The following is a 15,031-nucleotide window of genomic DNA, read 5'->3' as shown; positions in this document are numbered from 1 at the left end:
ATCGGCAGGGGACTCGAGCGTGATCGGGGGTGCACCGCCGGTAATTATCGATATCGAAGCTTCCTCGCCAACAGCTACTTTCGGATCAAAATCACCAACCAAGGAAGATTCAAGGAAAGGTAAACGGGGCCGGGTGCTCGCGCCCGGCCCCGTCGGGAGGTTGCTCAGCCCTGGCCGGCCGCCGCGTCCACGAACTCTGTCGTGTAGGTCTTCGACAGGTCGATGGAATCCTTGCGGGGCTTGACGTTCGTCGAGAACGACGACAGCACCTCGAGCGCGTTCTTCGCGCCCGCGGGGTCCATCTTCCCGTCGGTGTTGAACATCCCGATGCTGTCCTTGATCGACTTCACGTACAACGCCTGGTCACCGCCGCTGTAGGAGGGCGGCATCTTCGCGGCGATCTCCTCCGGGGTGTGCTGGCCGATCCACTTGAGCGTGGCCACGAAGGCGTTGGCGAGCTTCTGCACCACGTCGTGGTTCTGCTTCACGAAGTCGCAGTTCAGGTACAGCGAGGTCGCCGGGTACAGGCCGCCGAGCGCGGCCTTCGTGCCCTCGACGGTGCGCATGTCGTAGAGCACCTTCGCCTTGCCCGTGTTGGTCAGCTGCGCGATGGTCGGGTCGGTCGTCATACCGCCGTCGATGCCGCCGTTGTCCAGTCCGGCGATGAACGTCTGCCCGGCGCCGACCTTCACCGGCGTGTACTGGTCGGCCCCGACGCCCGCCTTCGCCGCGAGCGCCTTCGTCAGGAAGTCGGTCGACGACCCGAGCGAGGTCACGCCCAGCTTCTTGCCCTTGAAATCCGCGGCGCTGTTGATGCTGCCCGCGCTCGCGGTGCCGATGACCTCCGCCTCACCGGGGATGTTGGCCATCTGCACCACGCTCTGGATGCACTGGTCCTTCGCCTGCAGGTCGATCGTGTGGTCGTAGAACCCGACCACGCCGTCGACCTGCTTGGCCACGAGCGAGGTCTCCGCGGTGGCACCCGACTGCTCGCCCTGCAGTTCGACGTCGAGGCCCTGTGCGGTGAAGTTGCCCAGCTGCTGGGTCAGCATCGCGGGCAGGTAGATGACCTTCTCGAGGCCACCGACGATGATCGTCACCTTCGGTTTGCCGTTCGCCCCGGTCTGCGCGACGCGCGAGTCCTGACAGGCGGTCGTCGCGCCCACGACAAGGGCGAGCGCGGCGACGGCGGCGGCGATCCTGCGAATCCTCATTGATCCGGTGTCCTTTCTAGACGGCCGAGGTGGTCTGGGCGGAAATCGACGGCCGCCAGCGCAGCAGCCGGTTCTCGAGATGTCCGATGCCCCATTCGGCGAGCAGGGCGACGACGGTGATGATGATCATGGCGGCGTAGATGCCCGCCGAGTCGAACGTGCCCTGCGCGTTCGCGATCAGGAAGCCGATGCCGGCCTTGGAACCGGCGTACTCACCGACCACGGCGCCGATCAGTGCGAAGCCGAACGCGGTGTGCAGCGAGGACAGGATCCACGACGTGGCGCTGGGCAGCACGATCGACCGCAGCACCTGGACGGGACGCGCGCCGAGGATGCGCGCGTTGTCGATCAGGTTGCGGTCCACCTCCCGGGCGCCGGTGAAGGCGTTGAAGAACACCGCGAAGAACACCAGCACGATCACGGTCGCGACCTTCGAGGCCAGCCCGAGGCCGAACCAGATCACGAACAGCGAGGCGAGCACGATCCGGGGCACGGCGTTGGCCGCCTTGATGAACGGCGCCAGCACGTCGGCGAGGTACTGACTGCGCCCGAGGAGCACGCCGAGCACGACCCCGGCGAGCGCGCCGAGCACGAACCCGAACACGGCCTCCTCGACGGTGACCCACAGCTGGTACCAGATCGAGCCGAAATCGGTGCCCGCGGTGAACCAGCCGACCAGCCGGTCCCAGATGCGGGAGGGCTTCGAGTAGAAGAACGGGTCGATCCACAACGTGGCGGCGAGCTCCCAGCTGCCGAGCCACACCACGACGATTCCCAGCCGTAGCAACCAGGTGTTGCGCCGGCGCCGGCCCACGGCCTTGCGCTGGCGGGCCAGGATCATCTCCTCGGTCTCCGGCTGCACCAGAATCGGCGTGCCTGCGGTCTCAAGCGACATCACTCGCTCCCTTCGTCCGGGCCTTGTCGACCTCCACGCGCAGCGACTCCCACACCTCGCGGTAGATCCCCAGGAACTCCTCGGTGATGCGCAGCTCTTCGACCTTCCGCGGGCGCGGCAGGTCGATGGTGAACACGTCCTTGACGGTCGCCGGGCTCGTGGTCAGCACGACGACCTTGTCGGCCAGCACGATCGCCTCTTCGAGGTCGTGGGTCACGAACACCACAGCGGCGCCGCTGCCCGACCACAACCGCAGCAGCTCGTCCTGCATCAGCGCGCGGGTCTGCACGTCGAGCGCCGAGAACGGCTCGTCCATCAGCATGATCCGCGGCCTGGTCACCAGGGTCTGGGCCAGTGCGACCCGCTTGCGCATCCCGCCCGAGAGCTGGTGCGGGTAGTACTTCTCGAACCCGGCGAGGCCGACGCGCTCGACCCAGTCGGCGGCCTGCCGGCGGGCCTCGGCCTTCGAGGCGCCCCGGAACCGCGGGCCCGAGGCGACGTTGTCGAGCACCGAGCGCCACGGCATCACGGCGTCCGTCTGGAACATGTAGCCGACACCGTCCGGAATGGACGTGACGGGCTCGCCGTTGACGCGCACCTGCCCCGCGGAGGCCGGCTGCAGGCCGGAGACCAGCGACAGCGTGGTGGACTTGCCGCACCCGGTGGGTCCGACCACGGCGACGAACTCGCCCGGGTCGACGGTCAGATCGAGCTCCCGAACCGCGGTGTGCACCGAACCGCTCCCGCTGGGGAACCGCTTGGTGGCACCGACCAGTTCGATCAGTGGTGAGGACATCGGGTGACTCCTTCGTCACTCGGTTGGGTGGACCGTGTGACGGAGGTTAAGAAGCCGTGTCCCGCGCGTGAAGCTTGTTCGCGTTCTGCCTGTCTCTCGCGCGTTCTGAGCGTTTCGCACATTAAGCTCAGTGTCTTGAGCAGTGGGTATCCGCCAGCCCCTCGCCCGACCGCCGCCCCTCACCGAGACGCTTCGCGCCGCAGTAATCTCCCGAAATGGACAACGGCGTCTTCGGTCGCATGCGGTTCTCGCGGCAGATCCTGATCCTCCAGATCGGGGTCGTGGTGCTGCTGCTGGCGGTCGGGCTGGCACTGGTGAGCTGGCTGCTGTGGGGCACGCTGCGTGAGCAGTACGGCGAGCGCGCGCTGGGCATCGCCCATACGGTGGCCGTCGATCCGGTGGTCGTCGCGAACGCCGCCGCGAGACGACCGGGTGGCGAGCTCGAGCAGCAGGTGCAGGCCGTGACCGCGCGGACCGGGGCGCTGTTCGTGGTCATCACCGATGATCGGGGTATCCGGCTCGCGCATCCCGACGTCAGCCAGATCGGCAAGCTGGTGAGCACGGATCCGTCGGAAGCGCTGGCGGGCAAGGACGTGGTCAGCGCCGTGCAGGCGGGCACGCTGGGCCAGTCGGTCCGCAGCAAGACGCCCATCAGGACCGCGGACGACCGGATCGTCGGCGAGGTCAGTGTCGGGTACGAGATCGGTGCGGCGACAGGGGATCTGGGCCGGTTGATCCTCACCTGCGCACTGTTCGCGGTCGGCGCGCTCGCGCTCGGGGTGGGCGCGTCGGCGCTGCTGACCAGGCGGTTGAACCGGCTGACGCACGGGCTGGAACCGCGTGAGCTGACGGAGTTGTTGTACGAGCGGGAGGCCGTGTTGCACGGCATCGGCGAGGGCATGCTGGCCGTCGACGCGGTGGGCCGCGTGTCCGCGCGCAACGACGAAGCCGAGCGGCTGCTGGGAAAGCCGTTACCCGTGGGTGCGCAGGTGTCCGAACTGGACCTGTCGCCGCGGCTCGGGAAAGCGGTTGCAGAACGGCAGCAGGTGGACAATCTCCTTGCCGTGGCCGGAAACCGGGTGCTCGTGGTGAACTCGCGGGCGGTGCGCCGGGACGAGCGGGATCTCGGCACAGTGCTGACATTCCGCGACCGCACCGATCTCGACGCGCTCACCCGCGAGCTCGACGCGGTCCGGTCCCTGTCGGACGGCCTGCGTGCGCAGCGGCACGAGTTCAGCAACCGGCTGCACACCTTGTCCGGGCTCCTGCAGCTCGGGCACAACGGCGAGGCGATCGAGTACCTGCAGACCCTGACCGACACCTCGATGTTGAGTCCCGGCGCGATCGGGGACAGCGTGACCGACCCGTACCTGCAGGCACTGCTGGTCGCGAAGATCGAGCAGGCGCAGGAAAAAGGGGTCACACTCGGGCTGTCGGACGACTCCTGGGTGCCTGCCACGGTGACCGATCCGATCGCCGTGAACACCGTCGTCGGCAACCTGCTGGACAACGCGCTGCACGCCGCGCGGATGGGCTCGCGGCGTCCTTCGACCGTCGAAATCGCCTTGCTCGACGAAGGAACCACCTTGCATGTGTCCGTTATGGACAGTGGAGCGGGGATCGCGCCGGACCTGCGGGACACGCTGTTCGACGAAGGCGTGTCGACCAAGATCGCGCCGGGGCACGGGCTGGGGCTGGCGCTGGCCCGGCAGGCGGCGCGGGCACGGGGCGGTGACGTGTGGCTCGCGGACGCGGGCGGTGCGGACCGGGGCGCGTTGTTCGTCGCGGCGCTGCCGGAGCTGCTGGAGGGGGAGGCATGATCCGCACCCTGATCGTGGACGACGACTTCCGGGTCGCCGGTGTGCACGCGGGGTTCGTCGAGGCGGTGCCGGGGTTCGCGGTGGTCGGCACGGCGCACACCGCCGCCGAGGCCCGCGCGCGGGTGCGGGAGCTGTCGCCGGACCTGGTGCTGCTCGACGTCTACCTGCCGGACGAGTCGGGGCTGAGCCTGCTGGCGGAGCTGCAGACCGACACGATCATCCTGTCCGCGGCGACGGACACCCGCTCGGTGCGCGCGGCGGTCCGCGGCGGGGCGCTGAACTACCTGATCAAGCCGTTCACCACGCGCCAGTTCGCGGAGCGGCTGACCGCGTATGCCCGGTACCGGCAGCTCGTCGCGGACGACCGGAACCTGGACCAGGCCGGCCTCGACCGGGCCTTCCGCGTCCTGCACGAACAGGACCGCGCGGCGACGCCGAAAGGCCAGTCGAGCGCGACCGCGCGGCTGGTGTCCGAGCAGCTCCAGCGCGCGGCGCGCCCACTCTCGGCGGCGGAGATCGCGAACGAGTTGGGCGTGGCCCGCGCCACGGCGCAGCGCTACCTCACGGCCCTGGCCGAGGCCGGCACGGTCGAAATGCGCCTCCGCTACGGCGCGACAGGCCGGCCGGAGCACGAGTACAGCTGGCGTGCCTAGGCGTTCACCAGCTGTGCAGGGGTTTCGACCTGTCCTGCTCGACACCTGCCGGGGGTGCGATGACTGTGTAGCCGAGCTCCTTCAGAACTGACACGTCCTCGCTCGGTACGGCGCGAACGATAGATCGGAGCTGACGCCGTCGCCACCGTTCCCGGCCTTCGCGTACAGCCCGGTGCCAACCGTCCTTGGCGGCGAACCTGCAGTCGCGGATGAGGAACTCCAGCAGGTCCTCCAGTGACGGCCGGAAACGCGCGCCACCGGTCGGGAAGTGCAGCGACTCGAGTGCGTGTGGTTCGGATGGCCCGCTTGGGAAAGCAGGTGCGAGATCGCGCCGCGGTGGGCGTGAATCTGGATGTGCGATGACGGCTTCGCGCGGGCCTCGCGGTCGTAGTCGTACCTGGCGATGGGTGTCCGGTCGACCTTCGCCGTCACCTTGAACACCGATTGCTCGACCGCCAGGTACGCCTCCGTGCTGTCGAGGCAGAACCGCTGACAGATGTCGAGGTCGGCGAGCTCCTGCCCGTCCTGCCCGAGGCCACCGCGCTGATCTCGACGACGACACGAGCACCGCTGTCCTCGATCCTCGGCTCGTTCACCCGCGAGAAGCAGGCGCGCAGCAAAGTCTCCGTTTCGGCGGTGAACAGCTGGACTTCCGTCGCGAGGTCAGGACCTGTCATCGCCGAGCAGGAACGCGATGTTCTGGAGTTGGTCCCAAGCGTCCCATTCTTCGCCGACGAGACCGAAGGCATGCGCGCGCTCGGTGAACTCTTCGAGGTTCGTGCCCAGACGCCGAAGAATTCGGGCACGGCGAGCGAGCAGCGTGGCACGGCTGACCTTCACAATGGTCGTCATAACGCCTCCGGTCGCACCTCGGCTCTTGTCTTGCTCCATCCTCCCTGCTGGCGACGACAGAAACGCTGATCTTATCGCGTTCGCGTGACCCGCGTCACAAAATCTGCATCGCCTAACGTGGGAGGCATGCGAGTCGAGGGGACGGAGCTCGTCGCGAAGGTGACCGGGCCCGGGTACACCGACCGGCGGTTCGCCGTGCACGGGACCGATCTCGGGATCCTGTGGGACGGCGGCGACGGGCGGGTGTTCGTGCTGTTCGGGGACACCTTCGGCGAGGGATGGGGCGGCGACGGCGGCGGCCCGAACAGCGCGGACTGGCGGTGCAACGTCCTCGGGTTCTCCCGGACGACGGACCTCTCCCAGGGCCTGCTGCTCGACGGCTTCATCCCCCGCCCCGACGGCACGGCCGCCCAGGTCATCCCGCGCGACAAGCGACGCGGCGAGGTCACCGTCATCCCGAACACGGGCATCGCGATCGACGGCGTCCAGTACGTGCAGTACATGTCCGTCCGCGAGTGGGGGCCGCCCGGCTACTGGCACACCAACTACGGCGGCATCGCCTACTCCGCGGATGGCGGCGTCACCTGGGAAAAGCCGTCCGACGCCCGCTGGCGCAACCGGAAGAGCCGCCGCGACGACCCGTTCCAGATGGGCGCATTCGCCCGCCACGGGGACCACCTGTACCTCTTCGGCACCACCAACGGCCGCCACGGCGACGCCTACCTCGCCCGCGCGGCGGTGCCCGAAATCCTGAACGCCCAGGCCTACGAGTACTTCACCGGCACCGGCTGGACGCGCGACGAGTCCGCCGCCGTACCGGTGCTGCCCGGCCCGGTCGGCGAGCTCTCCGTCGCCTACGACGTCCACTTGGGACAGTGGCTCGCGATGCACCTCGACGACCCCGGCGGCGCGATCCTGCTGCACACCGCCGACCGCCTCGAAGGCCCGTGGTCCCCGGGCGAGGTGGCCGTCCCCGGGGCGCAGTACCCCGGCCTGTACGGCGGCTATCTCCACCCGTGGGCCCTTGACGGCCCTGACATCTACTACCTGATGTCGCAGTGGGGCCCGTACAACGTGTTCCTCATGCGGTCGCGGCTCGCCGCCGGGTGAGCGCGGTCGGCTACAGCAGGACGTCCGTCATCGTGAACGGGTAGACGATCGCGTCGAGGCCGATCGGGCCGTTCAGCCCGGGCGCGATCGGGGCGGCGCGGTGCTGGTGCAGGCCCAGCCGCGGGTGGAACCAGCCGGGTCTGCCCGGGATGCCGTTGTGCCGGCGCACCCACAGCACCACGTCGGAGTCGGCCCACTTGTCCGGCCGCAGGTGGTGCAGCCAGGTGTCGTAGCGGGCGTAGACGAGCACGCGCCGGATGCCCGCGGCGTGGCGGACGCCCTTGATCCAGGCCTTGATGAACCGGTCGTCCACGCCCACGGCGTCCACCTCGAGCGCGGGCGCGAGCGAGCCGGGGCCGAACACGCCGAGCTGCTTGCCCAGGCGGACGCAGTGCTCGGCCTGGTCCTGCGGGGCGCCGGGGCGGGCGTAGTGCCGGATCCCGGCGCGCACCCCGGCCTCCTGCGCGGCAGCGATCTGACGCTGGGCACCGGCGTCGCTCCAGTTGACGTTCTCGGTGACGGTGATCGAGGCGAAAACGACAGCAGCGGACCGGACCGTGCCCCAGTCGGCCACGGTCGCATGCAGCGACAGGTTGATCCCACGCGCCGTTTCGCCCTCTGTCAAACCTCCACCTTCGCACTCCCCGTGACCCTGTCCAGCCACTCTAAGTGCGAAAAGGCCCGGATGCGGGATTGACTCACCCAGGGGAAAGCGGAAGCGTCACAGCGAGCGCACGGGGGGATCCACTTCATGGAATTGGGTGGCTTGGCCTGGCGGTCATGAGGAGGCGATCCCACAGCGAGGGGCCGCCTCAGGTTCCGCTACCCGCACCGGCCCGCAAGCCACTTCTGAAACAGTCTCTAAGCGTTCTCCCGCTGGAAGGTCCGCGCGCCCCACCACACGGCGAGCAACGCCATCACGAGGAGCACGATCCCGCCGACATACAGCGCGCCGAACGTGAAATCGCCGCGGAAAGTGGCTCGTTCGGCGTCCACGACGTGGGTGAACGGGTTGATCCGCGAGATCACGTACAGCCAGTTCGGCGCCAGGATGCTCGTGATCGGCAGCAGGATCCCCGACAACAGGAGCACCGGCATCAGTACCGCGTTCAGCAACGCCGGGAAAGCCTGCTCACTCTTGATCGTCAGCGCCACCGCGTACGACGCCGACGCCAGTGTCACCGCCGTCAACGCGACGATCACCAGGCTCAGCAGCACCCCGCCGAACGGTGCGTCCAGGCCGAACACCAGGTACGCCAGCACGGTGATGAGCACCGCCTGCACCACGGCCTGCACCGCGTTGTTCAGCACCTTCCCCATCAGCAGCGCGACCCGGCTCGCGGGCGTCACCCGCAACCGCTCCAGGACCCCGCTTCGGTACTCCGTCAGGATCGAGAACCCGGCGAACGACGAGCTGAACAGCGCCAGCTGGATGATCAGCGCGGGCGTCAGGATCGTCCAGCTGCTGCCCGGCGGGAAGCCCGGCGTGTTGTTGACGACCTTCTCCATCAGCGGACCGAACAGCACGAGGTACAGCACCGGCTGCATGATCCCGATCATGATCCACGCGGGATTGCGCAACGACAGCATCATGTCCCGCCGGAAGATCAACCACGTCTCACGCAACATGGACGGCCTCCTTCGGCGCCGGCGGACCCTGCTCCGCGTCTCGCAGGCTGCGCCCGGTCAGGGTCAGGAACACGTCGTCCAGGGTCGGGCGCTGGACCTGGATCGAGGTCATCGCGATACCCGCCGCGTCCAGCGCGCGCAGCAGGTCCGGCATCGCGGTGTCCCCGCGCGGCACCCGGAACGTCACGGCACCGTCCACAGTGGTCACCTCGTGCGCACCCGGCAGGCGGCCGGCGACCTCCGCCGCGGCGGAAACCGAGTCCTCCGCCACGCCGACCGTGACACCGTCGCCCGACACCCGCGACTTCAGCGAGTCCGGGGTGCCCTCGGCGACGATCTCGCCGTTGTCGATCACCAGGATCCGGTCGCACAGCGAGTCGGCCTCGTCCAGGTAGTGCGTGGTGAGGAACAGCGTCGCGCCGTGCTCGCTGCGCAGCCGCCGGGTGTGCTCCCACAGGTTCGCCCGGCTCTGCGGGTCCAGGCCGGTGGTCGGCTCGTCGAAGAAGATCAGCTTCGGGTCGTGGATGAGGCTCAGCGCGATGTCCAGCCGCCGCCGCTGCCCGCCGGAGAGCGTCTTCGTCAACCGCTGATCCAGACCCGACAGGTCGAGCTGCTCGGTCAGCTCGGCGCCGCGCCGGTGCGCGTCGGTCTTCGAGAGGCCGTACAGCCGGCCCTGCAGCTCGATCTCCTCGAGCACCTTGCACTCGGGGGCGGTCCCGCCGCCCTGGGCGACGTACCCGATCCGCCGCCGCACCCCCAGCGGGTCCGTCCGCAGGTCACAGCCCCCGACCGTGGCCTCGCCCGCGGTCGGGCGCAGCAGCGTGGTCAGCATCCGCAGCGTGGTCGTCTTCCCGGCCCCGTTCGGGCCGAGGAAACCGACGAGCTCCCCCTCGGCGACGTCGATGTCGACGCCTTTGACGGCCTCGACCGTGCGGCCGCGCGCGGTGAAGCTGCGCGCGAGACCGCGTGCCCTGATCATGGCCTCCCCTTCCGGTAATCAAATTTGACTAGCGTGAGTCGGCACTCTATCTCCCAGTGTCAGCCGGTAGTCAAACTTGATCAGTCAGCACAGTGGCGCGAAGCGCCTCGACCACGGGCGGTGGTCGGGCGACGGGCGGGGGGTTCGCCGAATGACTGTCCGGAATCGTCCGCCATGAGATATTCCCCGGCTTCGAGTCGCGCGACCAGCTCGCGCAGCCACGTCACGTTCGCGTCGGCGTGCAGTTGCCACAGCCGGAACAGCTCGTGGACGTGCGCCGGCTTCTCCCCGGCCGTCCGCTCGTCGGCCAGCATCCCGGCCGTGCGGTGCTCGGCCTCCAGCTGCACCAGCTGGTGCCGGAGCAGCCCGAGCACCCGCTCGCGGGGCAGCGCGGTCATCAGCACGATCGCCGCCGAGCGTTCCTGGCTCGCCGGGTCCGGCTGGGACAGTGCGCGCGCGAGCAGGAGCTGGAACTCGGCCTCGCCGTCCTCGGTGAGCCGGTAGGCGGTCCGGTCGGGGCCGCTGCCCGCCTCGGTCGCGACCTGTTCCAGCAGCTGCTCGGTCGTCATCTTCTTCAGCGCGTGGTAGATGGAGCCGGGCTGGACGTTGGCCCACTTGTCCGCGGACCAGCTGAGCAGCTCGCGGCGCACCTGGTAGCCGTGTGCGCTGCCGTGCATCCGCACGACGCCGAGCACCAGCAGCCGGGTCGCGGACACGAGCACCTCCCATTAAGTGAGCTGACAGCCCCCGTACGCTAATAAAGCATGAGCACCAATGTGTTGACGGCGGTGGCCTGGCCCTATGCCAACGGGCCCCGCCACATCGGCCACGTGTCCGGCTTCGGCGTCCCCTCGGACGTCTTCTCGCGCTACCAGCGAATGGCCGGCAACCGGGTGCTCATGGTGTCCGGGACCGACGAGCACGGCACCCCGATCACCGTGCAGGCGGACAAGGAGGGGCTGACCCCGCAGCAGACGGCGGACAAGTACACCCGCCAGATCGGCTCGGACCTGCAGGGCCTCGGCCTGAGCTACGACCTGTTCACCCGCACCACCACCGGCAACCACGCCGAGGTCACCCAGCAGATCTTCCTGGCGCTCTACCGCAACGGCTACGTCGTGCCGAAGACCACGACGGGCGCGATCAGCCCGTCCACCGGCCGCACGCTGCCCGACCGCTACATCGAGGGCACCTGCCCGATCTGCGGGTACGACGGTGCGCGCGGCGACCAGTGCGACAACTGCGGCAACCAGCTCGACCCGGCCGACCTGATCAACCCCAAGTCGCGGATCAACGGCGAGACGCCGAAGTTCGTCGAGACCGAGCACCTGTTCCTCGACCTGCCCGCGTTCACCGAGACGCTGGGCAAGTGGCTCTCGACCCGCACCGACTGGCGGCCCAACGTCCTGAAGTTCACCAGGAACCTGGTCGAGGACATGCGGCCCCGGCCGATCACCCGCGACCTGGACTGGGGCGTGAAGGTCCCGCTGGACGGCTGGCACGACCAGCCGCTCAAGCGGTTCTACGTGTGGTTCGACGCGGTCATCGGCTACTTCTCCGCGAGCGTCGAGTGGGCGCGCCGGACGGGCAACCCCGACCAGTGGCAGGAGTGGTGGACGAACCCCGACGCGCGGGGCTACTACTTCATGGGCAAGGACAACATCACCTTCCACGCCCAGATCTGGCCGGCGCTGCTGCTCGGCCACAACGGCGCGGGCGACCGCGGCGGCGAGATCGGCCGGTACGGCACGCTGAACCTGCCGGACGAGATCGTCTCCAGCGAGTTCCTCACGATGAGCGGCTCGAAGTTCTCCACCTCGCGGGGCACGGTCATCTACGTGCACGACTTCCTGCGCGAGTTCGGCCCGGACTCGCTGCGCTACTTCATCTCGGTGGCGGGCCCGGAGACCCAGGACACCGACTTCACCTGGGACGAGTTCGTCCGGCGGACCAACTTCGAGCTCGCCAACGAGTGGGGCAACCTGGTCAACCGGTCGATCTCGATGGCGCACAAGAACAACGGCGCCGTCCCGGCCCCGGCGAAGCCCGCACCCGCGGACGAGGAGCTGAAGGCGCTTTCACGCAAGGCGTTCGAGACGGTCGGCGGGCACCTGCAGCGCTCGCGGTTCAAGCTGGCCGCAGGCGAGGCCATGCGCGTCGTGACGGCCGCGAACCGGTACCTGTCGGACCAGGAGCCGTGGAAGCTCAAGGACGACCCGGAGCGCCGGGACGCGGTGCTGCACACCGCGCTGCAGGTGGTCTCGGACGCGAACACGCTGCTCACGCCGTTCCTGCCGCACTCGGCGCAGAAGGTGCACGAGGCGCTGGGCGGGACCGGGGTCTGGGCGGCCCAGCCCGAGCTGCACGACGTCGAGGACCTCGACATCCCCGGCCGGACGAACCCGATCCTCACCGGGGACTACGCGGCCGAGCAGGCACGCTGGCAGTCCACGCCGGTCGAGGTCGGGCGTCCGCTGGCGAAGCCGACCCCGTTGTTCGCGAAGCTCGACCCGAAGCTCGGCGAGACCGGGCCCGAGTGGGCGCCGATCGAACGTGACGAAGCCGAATAAGAAGGAACGACCGCCGGTGCCGGAGCGCCTCCCGGTGCCGGTGGTCGACGCCCACACGCATCTCGACGCCTGCGGAGCGGTCACTGCGGCCGACGTGGCGACCATGGTCGACCGCGCGGAGGCCGCCGGGGTGACCCGCGTGGTGACCGTCGCGGACGACCTCGCCGCGGCCCGCTGGGCCGCGCAGGCGTCCACATGGGACCCCCGCGTGTTCGCCGCGGTGGCCGTCCATCCCACCCGTACCAAGGATTTCGGCGACGCCGAGCGGTCCGAAATAGAGCGTCTGGCGCGGGCGGACGGTGTAGTCGCCGTCGGCGAGACGGGTCTGGACTACTACTGGGACTACGCGCCGCACGACGCCCAGCAGGCGGCGTTCCGCTGGCACATCGATCTCGCCAAGCGGGTGGGCAAGCCGCTGATGATCCACGACCGGGACGCGCACGAGGACGTGCTGCGGATCCTGGCCGAGGAGGGCGTGCCGGAGCGGGTGGTGTTCCACTGCTTCTCCGGGGACGCGGCCATCGCCCGCCGCTGTGTCGACGCCGGGTACGTCCTGTCGTTCGCCGGCACGGTGACCTTCAAGAACGCCCGTGACCTGCACGAAGCGGCGAGATTGGTCCCTTCGGAGCAATTCCTGGTCGAAACGGACGCACCGTTCCTGACGCCGCATCCGTTCCGCGGCAGGCCGAATGAACCGTATTGCACCGCTTATACCGTTCGTTACCTGGCTGAGCTGCGAGAACAGAGTCTGGAAGACGTCGCATCGGCGGCTTGCCGGAACGCCGAGCGCGTGTTCCAACTCCCTTCTGTCACAACGGGTTGAACGCATTGCGACATTCGTGGACGCTCACCCACCACACGGAGGAGTGACGAAGACCACTAGATTCCGGTCGGTGTTTGCGCAACCTCGCGGGACCCGTTACTGTCCCGTGATCGTGCCACCCGATTAATCGGTAGGCGCAAAACCGCAGTCGTGTCAGTGCAGGTCGGGGTTGGGGATGACACGGAACTGCGGATGCCGCTAGTGCGAAAGGGAACGACCTGCTGTGACTGGTAGTAGACAGGCTCACGCGCGCCTCGACGACACGATGGACTGGTACGCGTCCTCGCGTGCTGGCGTCGGCACGCTGGACTGGCCGAATCCTGAGGACGACTGGGACTTCTCCGACGACCTCGCCATCACGGAGCACGACCTCCGCACGGTCCTCGGTCCCGACGCCGACGACATGATGGCGGAGGCCGAGCTCGACGTCGACGAGCTCATCCGGCTGATCAACGCCGAGACGACCATGCTGCCCGCGCTCGCGCTGCCGGATCTGGCTTCCGCGGACCGCACGGCGATCGTGGAGGCCGAGGAGGAGCCCGAGCGGGCACTCGTCACCGCGGTCAAGACCTGGAAGAAGCGCTTTCTGCGCGGCTCGGTCCTGGCCCTGCTGATCAGCATCACCGGTGGCGGCGCGGCCGCGTTGGCCATGAACAAGAGCGTCACCGTCGACGTCGACGGGCACACCGAGACCGTGCACAGCTACGGCAAGACCGTCGGCGAGGTGCTGCACGACGCGGGCCTGACCGTCGGCGAGCACGACGCGCTCTCCCCGTCCCCGCAGGCTCCCGTCGGCGACGGCGGCGTCATCAAGCTCGAGCGCGGCCGGCACCTCAACCTCGTCGTCGACGGCGTCGCGAAGGACTCCTGGGTCCGCGCCGACACGCTCGCCGAGGCGCTCGACCAGCTGGGCATGAGCGGCAAGTTCGGCCAGGGCAGCTTCTTCTCGATCGCGCCCAACGCCGAGCTGCCGCTCGAGGGCTCGACCGTCACGATCAACACCCTCAAGCACGTCACCGTCTACGACGGCGACTCCGCGCCCCGCCAGGTCACCAGCACGGCCGTCACCGCGGCCGACTTCCTCAAGGACCAGAACCTCTCGCTGGGCCCGGACGACGAGGTCGAGGGTGGTCTGCAGTTCAAGATCGCCGACGGCGCCGAGGTGCACATCAGCCGCACCGGCGTCTCGGTGATCAACCAGCAGGAGGACATCGACCCGCCCGTCCAGCAGATCAAGGACGCCACGCTCGACGCGGGCAAGCAGGTCGTGCAGGATCCCGGCGCGCCGGGCAAGCAGATCGTCACCTACCGCGTGACCAAGAAGAACGGCGCGGAGACCGACCGCGAGCAGCTGTCGGTGAAGGTCCTCACCGAGGCCAAGCCGAAGATCGTCCGGGTCGGCACCAAGCAGCCCGACATCAGCAACGGCGCGCTGTGGGACCGGCTCGCGAGCTGCGAGTCCACCGGCAACTGGGCGGCCAACACGGGCAACGGCTTCGAGGGTGGTCTGCAGTTCACCAACAGCACCTGGCAGGCCTACGGCGGCGGCGCCTACGCGCAGCACGCCTACCAGGCCAGCCGCGAGCAGCAGATCGTGGTCGCGCAGCGGGTTCAGGCCGGACAGGGCTGGGGCGCGTGGCCGGTGTGCTCCAAGAAGGCCGGGATCGCCTGACCGAGCGCGTTGTGCTCG

General features: G+C 68.9%; 14 protein-coding genes. 7 read left to right on the top strand and 7 right to left on the bottom strand.

The genetic code is table 11. The annotated features are described in order from the left end of the window. Positions 1–164: 164 nt before the first annotated feature. From LWP59_RS34260 to LWP59_RS34250, 3 genes are read right to left on the bottom strand one after another with little or no spacing between them, the layout of a single operon-like run. Complete coding sequence (locus LWP59_RS34260) at positions 165–1,214, bottom strand: ABC transporter substrate-binding protein (RefSeq protein WP_144643403.1); 1,050 nt, start codon at positions 1,212–1,214, stop codon at positions 165–167. A gap of 16 nt (positions 1,215–1,230) precedes the next feature. Beyond that, positions 1,231–2,109, bottom strand: a complete 879-nt coding sequence (locus LWP59_RS34255; protein WP_144643402.1) for an ABC transporter permease — start codon at positions 2,107–2,109, stop codon at positions 1,231–1,233. Continuing rightward, positions 2,099–2,905, bottom strand: coding sequence for an ABC transporter ATP-binding protein (locus LWP59_RS34250; protein WP_144643401.1), 807 nt, complete (start codon positions 2,903–2,905; stop codon positions 2,099–2,101). The genes LWP59_RS34255 and LWP59_RS34250 overlap by 11 nt, the downstream gene beginning before the upstream one ends. Before the next feature lie 215 nt (positions 2,906–3,120). Between LWP59_RS34250 and LWP59_RS34245 the strand changes: the two genes are divergently transcribed. The 4 genes from LWP59_RS34245 (at position 3,121) to LWP59_RS34230 (ending at position 7,340) form a co-directional block, all read left to right on the top strand. Continuing rightward, the gene (locus LWP59_RS34245; protein WP_229858487.1) at positions 3,121–4,725 is read left to right on the top strand and encodes a sensor histidine kinase; all 1,605 of its coding nucleotides are present in this window, start codon (positions 3,121–3,123) and stop codon (positions 4,723–4,725) included. Further along, complete coding sequence (locus LWP59_RS34240; protein WP_144643400.1) at positions 4,722–5,378, top strand: response regulator; 657 nt, start codon at positions 4,722–4,724, stop codon at positions 5,376–5,378. Before LWP59_RS34245 ends, LWP59_RS34240 begins: the two co-directional genes overlap by 4 nt. Positions 5,379–5,822: 444 nt before the next feature. Further along, positions 5,823–6,299 (top strand): hypothetical protein, encoded by a 477-nt coding sequence (locus LWP59_RS34235; protein ID WP_144643399.1) that lies wholly within the window; start codon positions 5,823–5,825, stop codon positions 6,297–6,299. 57 nt (positions 6,300–6,356) lie between these two features. Next, on the top strand, positions 6,357–7,340 hold the full coding sequence (locus LWP59_RS34230) for a DUF4185 domain-containing protein (protein WP_144643398.1): 984 nt from the start codon (positions 6,357–6,359) through the stop codon (positions 7,338–7,340). A 10-nt stretch (positions 7,341–7,350) separates the two neighbouring features. Here LWP59_RS34230 and LWP59_RS34225 read toward each other — a convergent pair whose 3' ends face one another. The 4 genes from LWP59_RS34225 to LWP59_RS34210 form a co-directional block, all read right to left on the bottom strand. Then, positions 7,351–7,965: a GH25 family lysozyme gene (locus LWP59_RS34225; protein ID WP_144643397.1), complete on the bottom strand. Its 615-nt coding sequence runs from the start codon at positions 7,963–7,965 to the stop codon at positions 7,351–7,353. A 236-nt stretch (positions 7,966–8,201) separates the two neighbouring features. Next, on the bottom strand, positions 8,202–8,969 hold the full coding sequence (locus LWP59_RS34220; protein ID WP_144643396.1) for an ABC transporter permease: 768 nt from the start codon (positions 8,967–8,969) through the stop codon (positions 8,202–8,204). Next, positions 8,959–9,948, bottom strand: coding sequence for an ATP-binding cassette domain-containing protein (locus LWP59_RS34215; protein ID WP_144643395.1), 990 nt, complete (start codon positions 9,946–9,948; stop codon positions 8,959–8,961). Before LWP59_RS34215 ends, LWP59_RS34220 begins: the two co-directional genes overlap by 11 nt. A gap of 80 nt (positions 9,949–10,028) precedes the next feature. Then, entirely contained in the window at positions 10,029–10,664 is a 636-nt protein-coding gene (locus tag LWP59_RS34210) for a PadR family transcriptional regulator (RefSeq protein WP_144643394.1), read from the bottom strand. Between the two features lie 48 nt (positions 10,665–10,712). On the opposite strand from LWP59_RS34210, the gene metG reads away from it, so the two are divergent. The 3 genes from metG (at position 10,713) to LWP59_RS34195 (ending at position 15,013) form a co-directional block, all read left to right on the top strand. Further along, positions 10,713–12,518, top strand: a complete 1,806-nt coding sequence (metG, locus tag LWP59_RS34205) for a methionine--tRNA ligase (protein ID WP_186383486.1) — start codon at positions 10,713–10,715, stop codon at positions 12,516–12,518. 16 nt (positions 12,519–12,534) lie between these two features. Continuing rightward, positions 12,535–13,341: a TatD family hydrolase gene (locus tag LWP59_RS34200; RefSeq protein ID WP_229858489.1), complete on the top strand. Its 807-nt coding sequence runs from the start codon at positions 12,535–12,537 to the stop codon at positions 13,339–13,341. Positions 13,342–13,606: 265 nt separating this feature from the next. Next, a complete protein-coding gene (locus tag LWP59_RS34195; RefSeq protein ID WP_144643408.1) occupies positions 13,607–15,013 on the top strand; it encodes a resuscitation-promoting factor in 1,407 nt (468 codons plus the stop codon). Positions 15,014–15,031 lie beyond the last annotated feature (18 nt).

Source organism: Amycolatopsis acidiphila (assembly GCF_021391495.1).
Classification (GTDB): domain Bacteria; phylum Actinomycetota; class Actinomycetes; order Mycobacteriales; family Pseudonocardiaceae; genus Amycolatopsis_E; species Amycolatopsis_E acidiphila.
The sequence above is the reverse complement of the archived record's forward strand: the minus strand, read 5'-3'. Positions and strand labels throughout refer to the sequence as shown.

Excerpts from the sequence above, each read along its gene's own strand:
- LWP59_RS34195 (WP_144643408.1), top strand. The coding sequence starts at position 13,607 with ATGGACTGGTACGCGTCCTCGCGTGCTGGCGTCGGCACGCTGGACTGG.
- LWP59_RS34220 (WP_144643396.1), bottom strand. The coding sequence starts at position 8,969 with ATGTTGCGTGAGACGTGGTTGATCTTCCGGCGGGACATGATGCTGTCG.
- LWP59_RS34260 (WP_144643403.1), bottom strand. The coding sequence starts at position 1,214 with ATGAGGATTCGCAGGATCGCCGCCGCCGTCGCCGCGCTCGCCCTTGTC.
- LWP59_RS34240 (WP_144643400.1), top strand. The coding sequence starts at position 4,722 with ATGATCCGCACCCTGATCGTGGACGACGACTTCCGGGTCGCCGGTGTG.
- metG (WP_186383486.1), top strand. The coding sequence starts at position 10,713 with ATGAGCACCAATGTGTTGACGGCGGTGGCCTGGCCCTATGCCAACGGG.
- LWP59_RS34230 (WP_144643398.1), top strand. The coding sequence starts at position 6,357 with ATGCGAGTCGAGGGGACGGAGCTCGTCGCGAAGGTGACCGGGCCCGGG.
- LWP59_RS34250 (WP_144643401.1), bottom strand. The coding sequence starts at position 2,905 with ATGTCCTCACCACTGATCGAACTGGTCGGTGCCACCAAGCGGTTCCCC.
- LWP59_RS34255 (WP_144643402.1), bottom strand. The coding sequence starts at position 2,109 with ATGTCGCTTGAGACCGCAGGCACGCCGATTCTGGTGCAGCCGGAGACC.
- LWP59_RS34245 (WP_229858487.1), top strand. The coding sequence starts at position 3,121 with ATGGACAACGGCGTCTTCGGTCGCATGCGGTTCTCGCGGCAGATCCTG.
- LWP59_RS34215 (WP_144643395.1), bottom strand. The coding sequence starts at position 9,948 with ATGATCAGGGCACGCGGTCTCGCGCGCAGCTTCACCGCGCGCGGCCGC.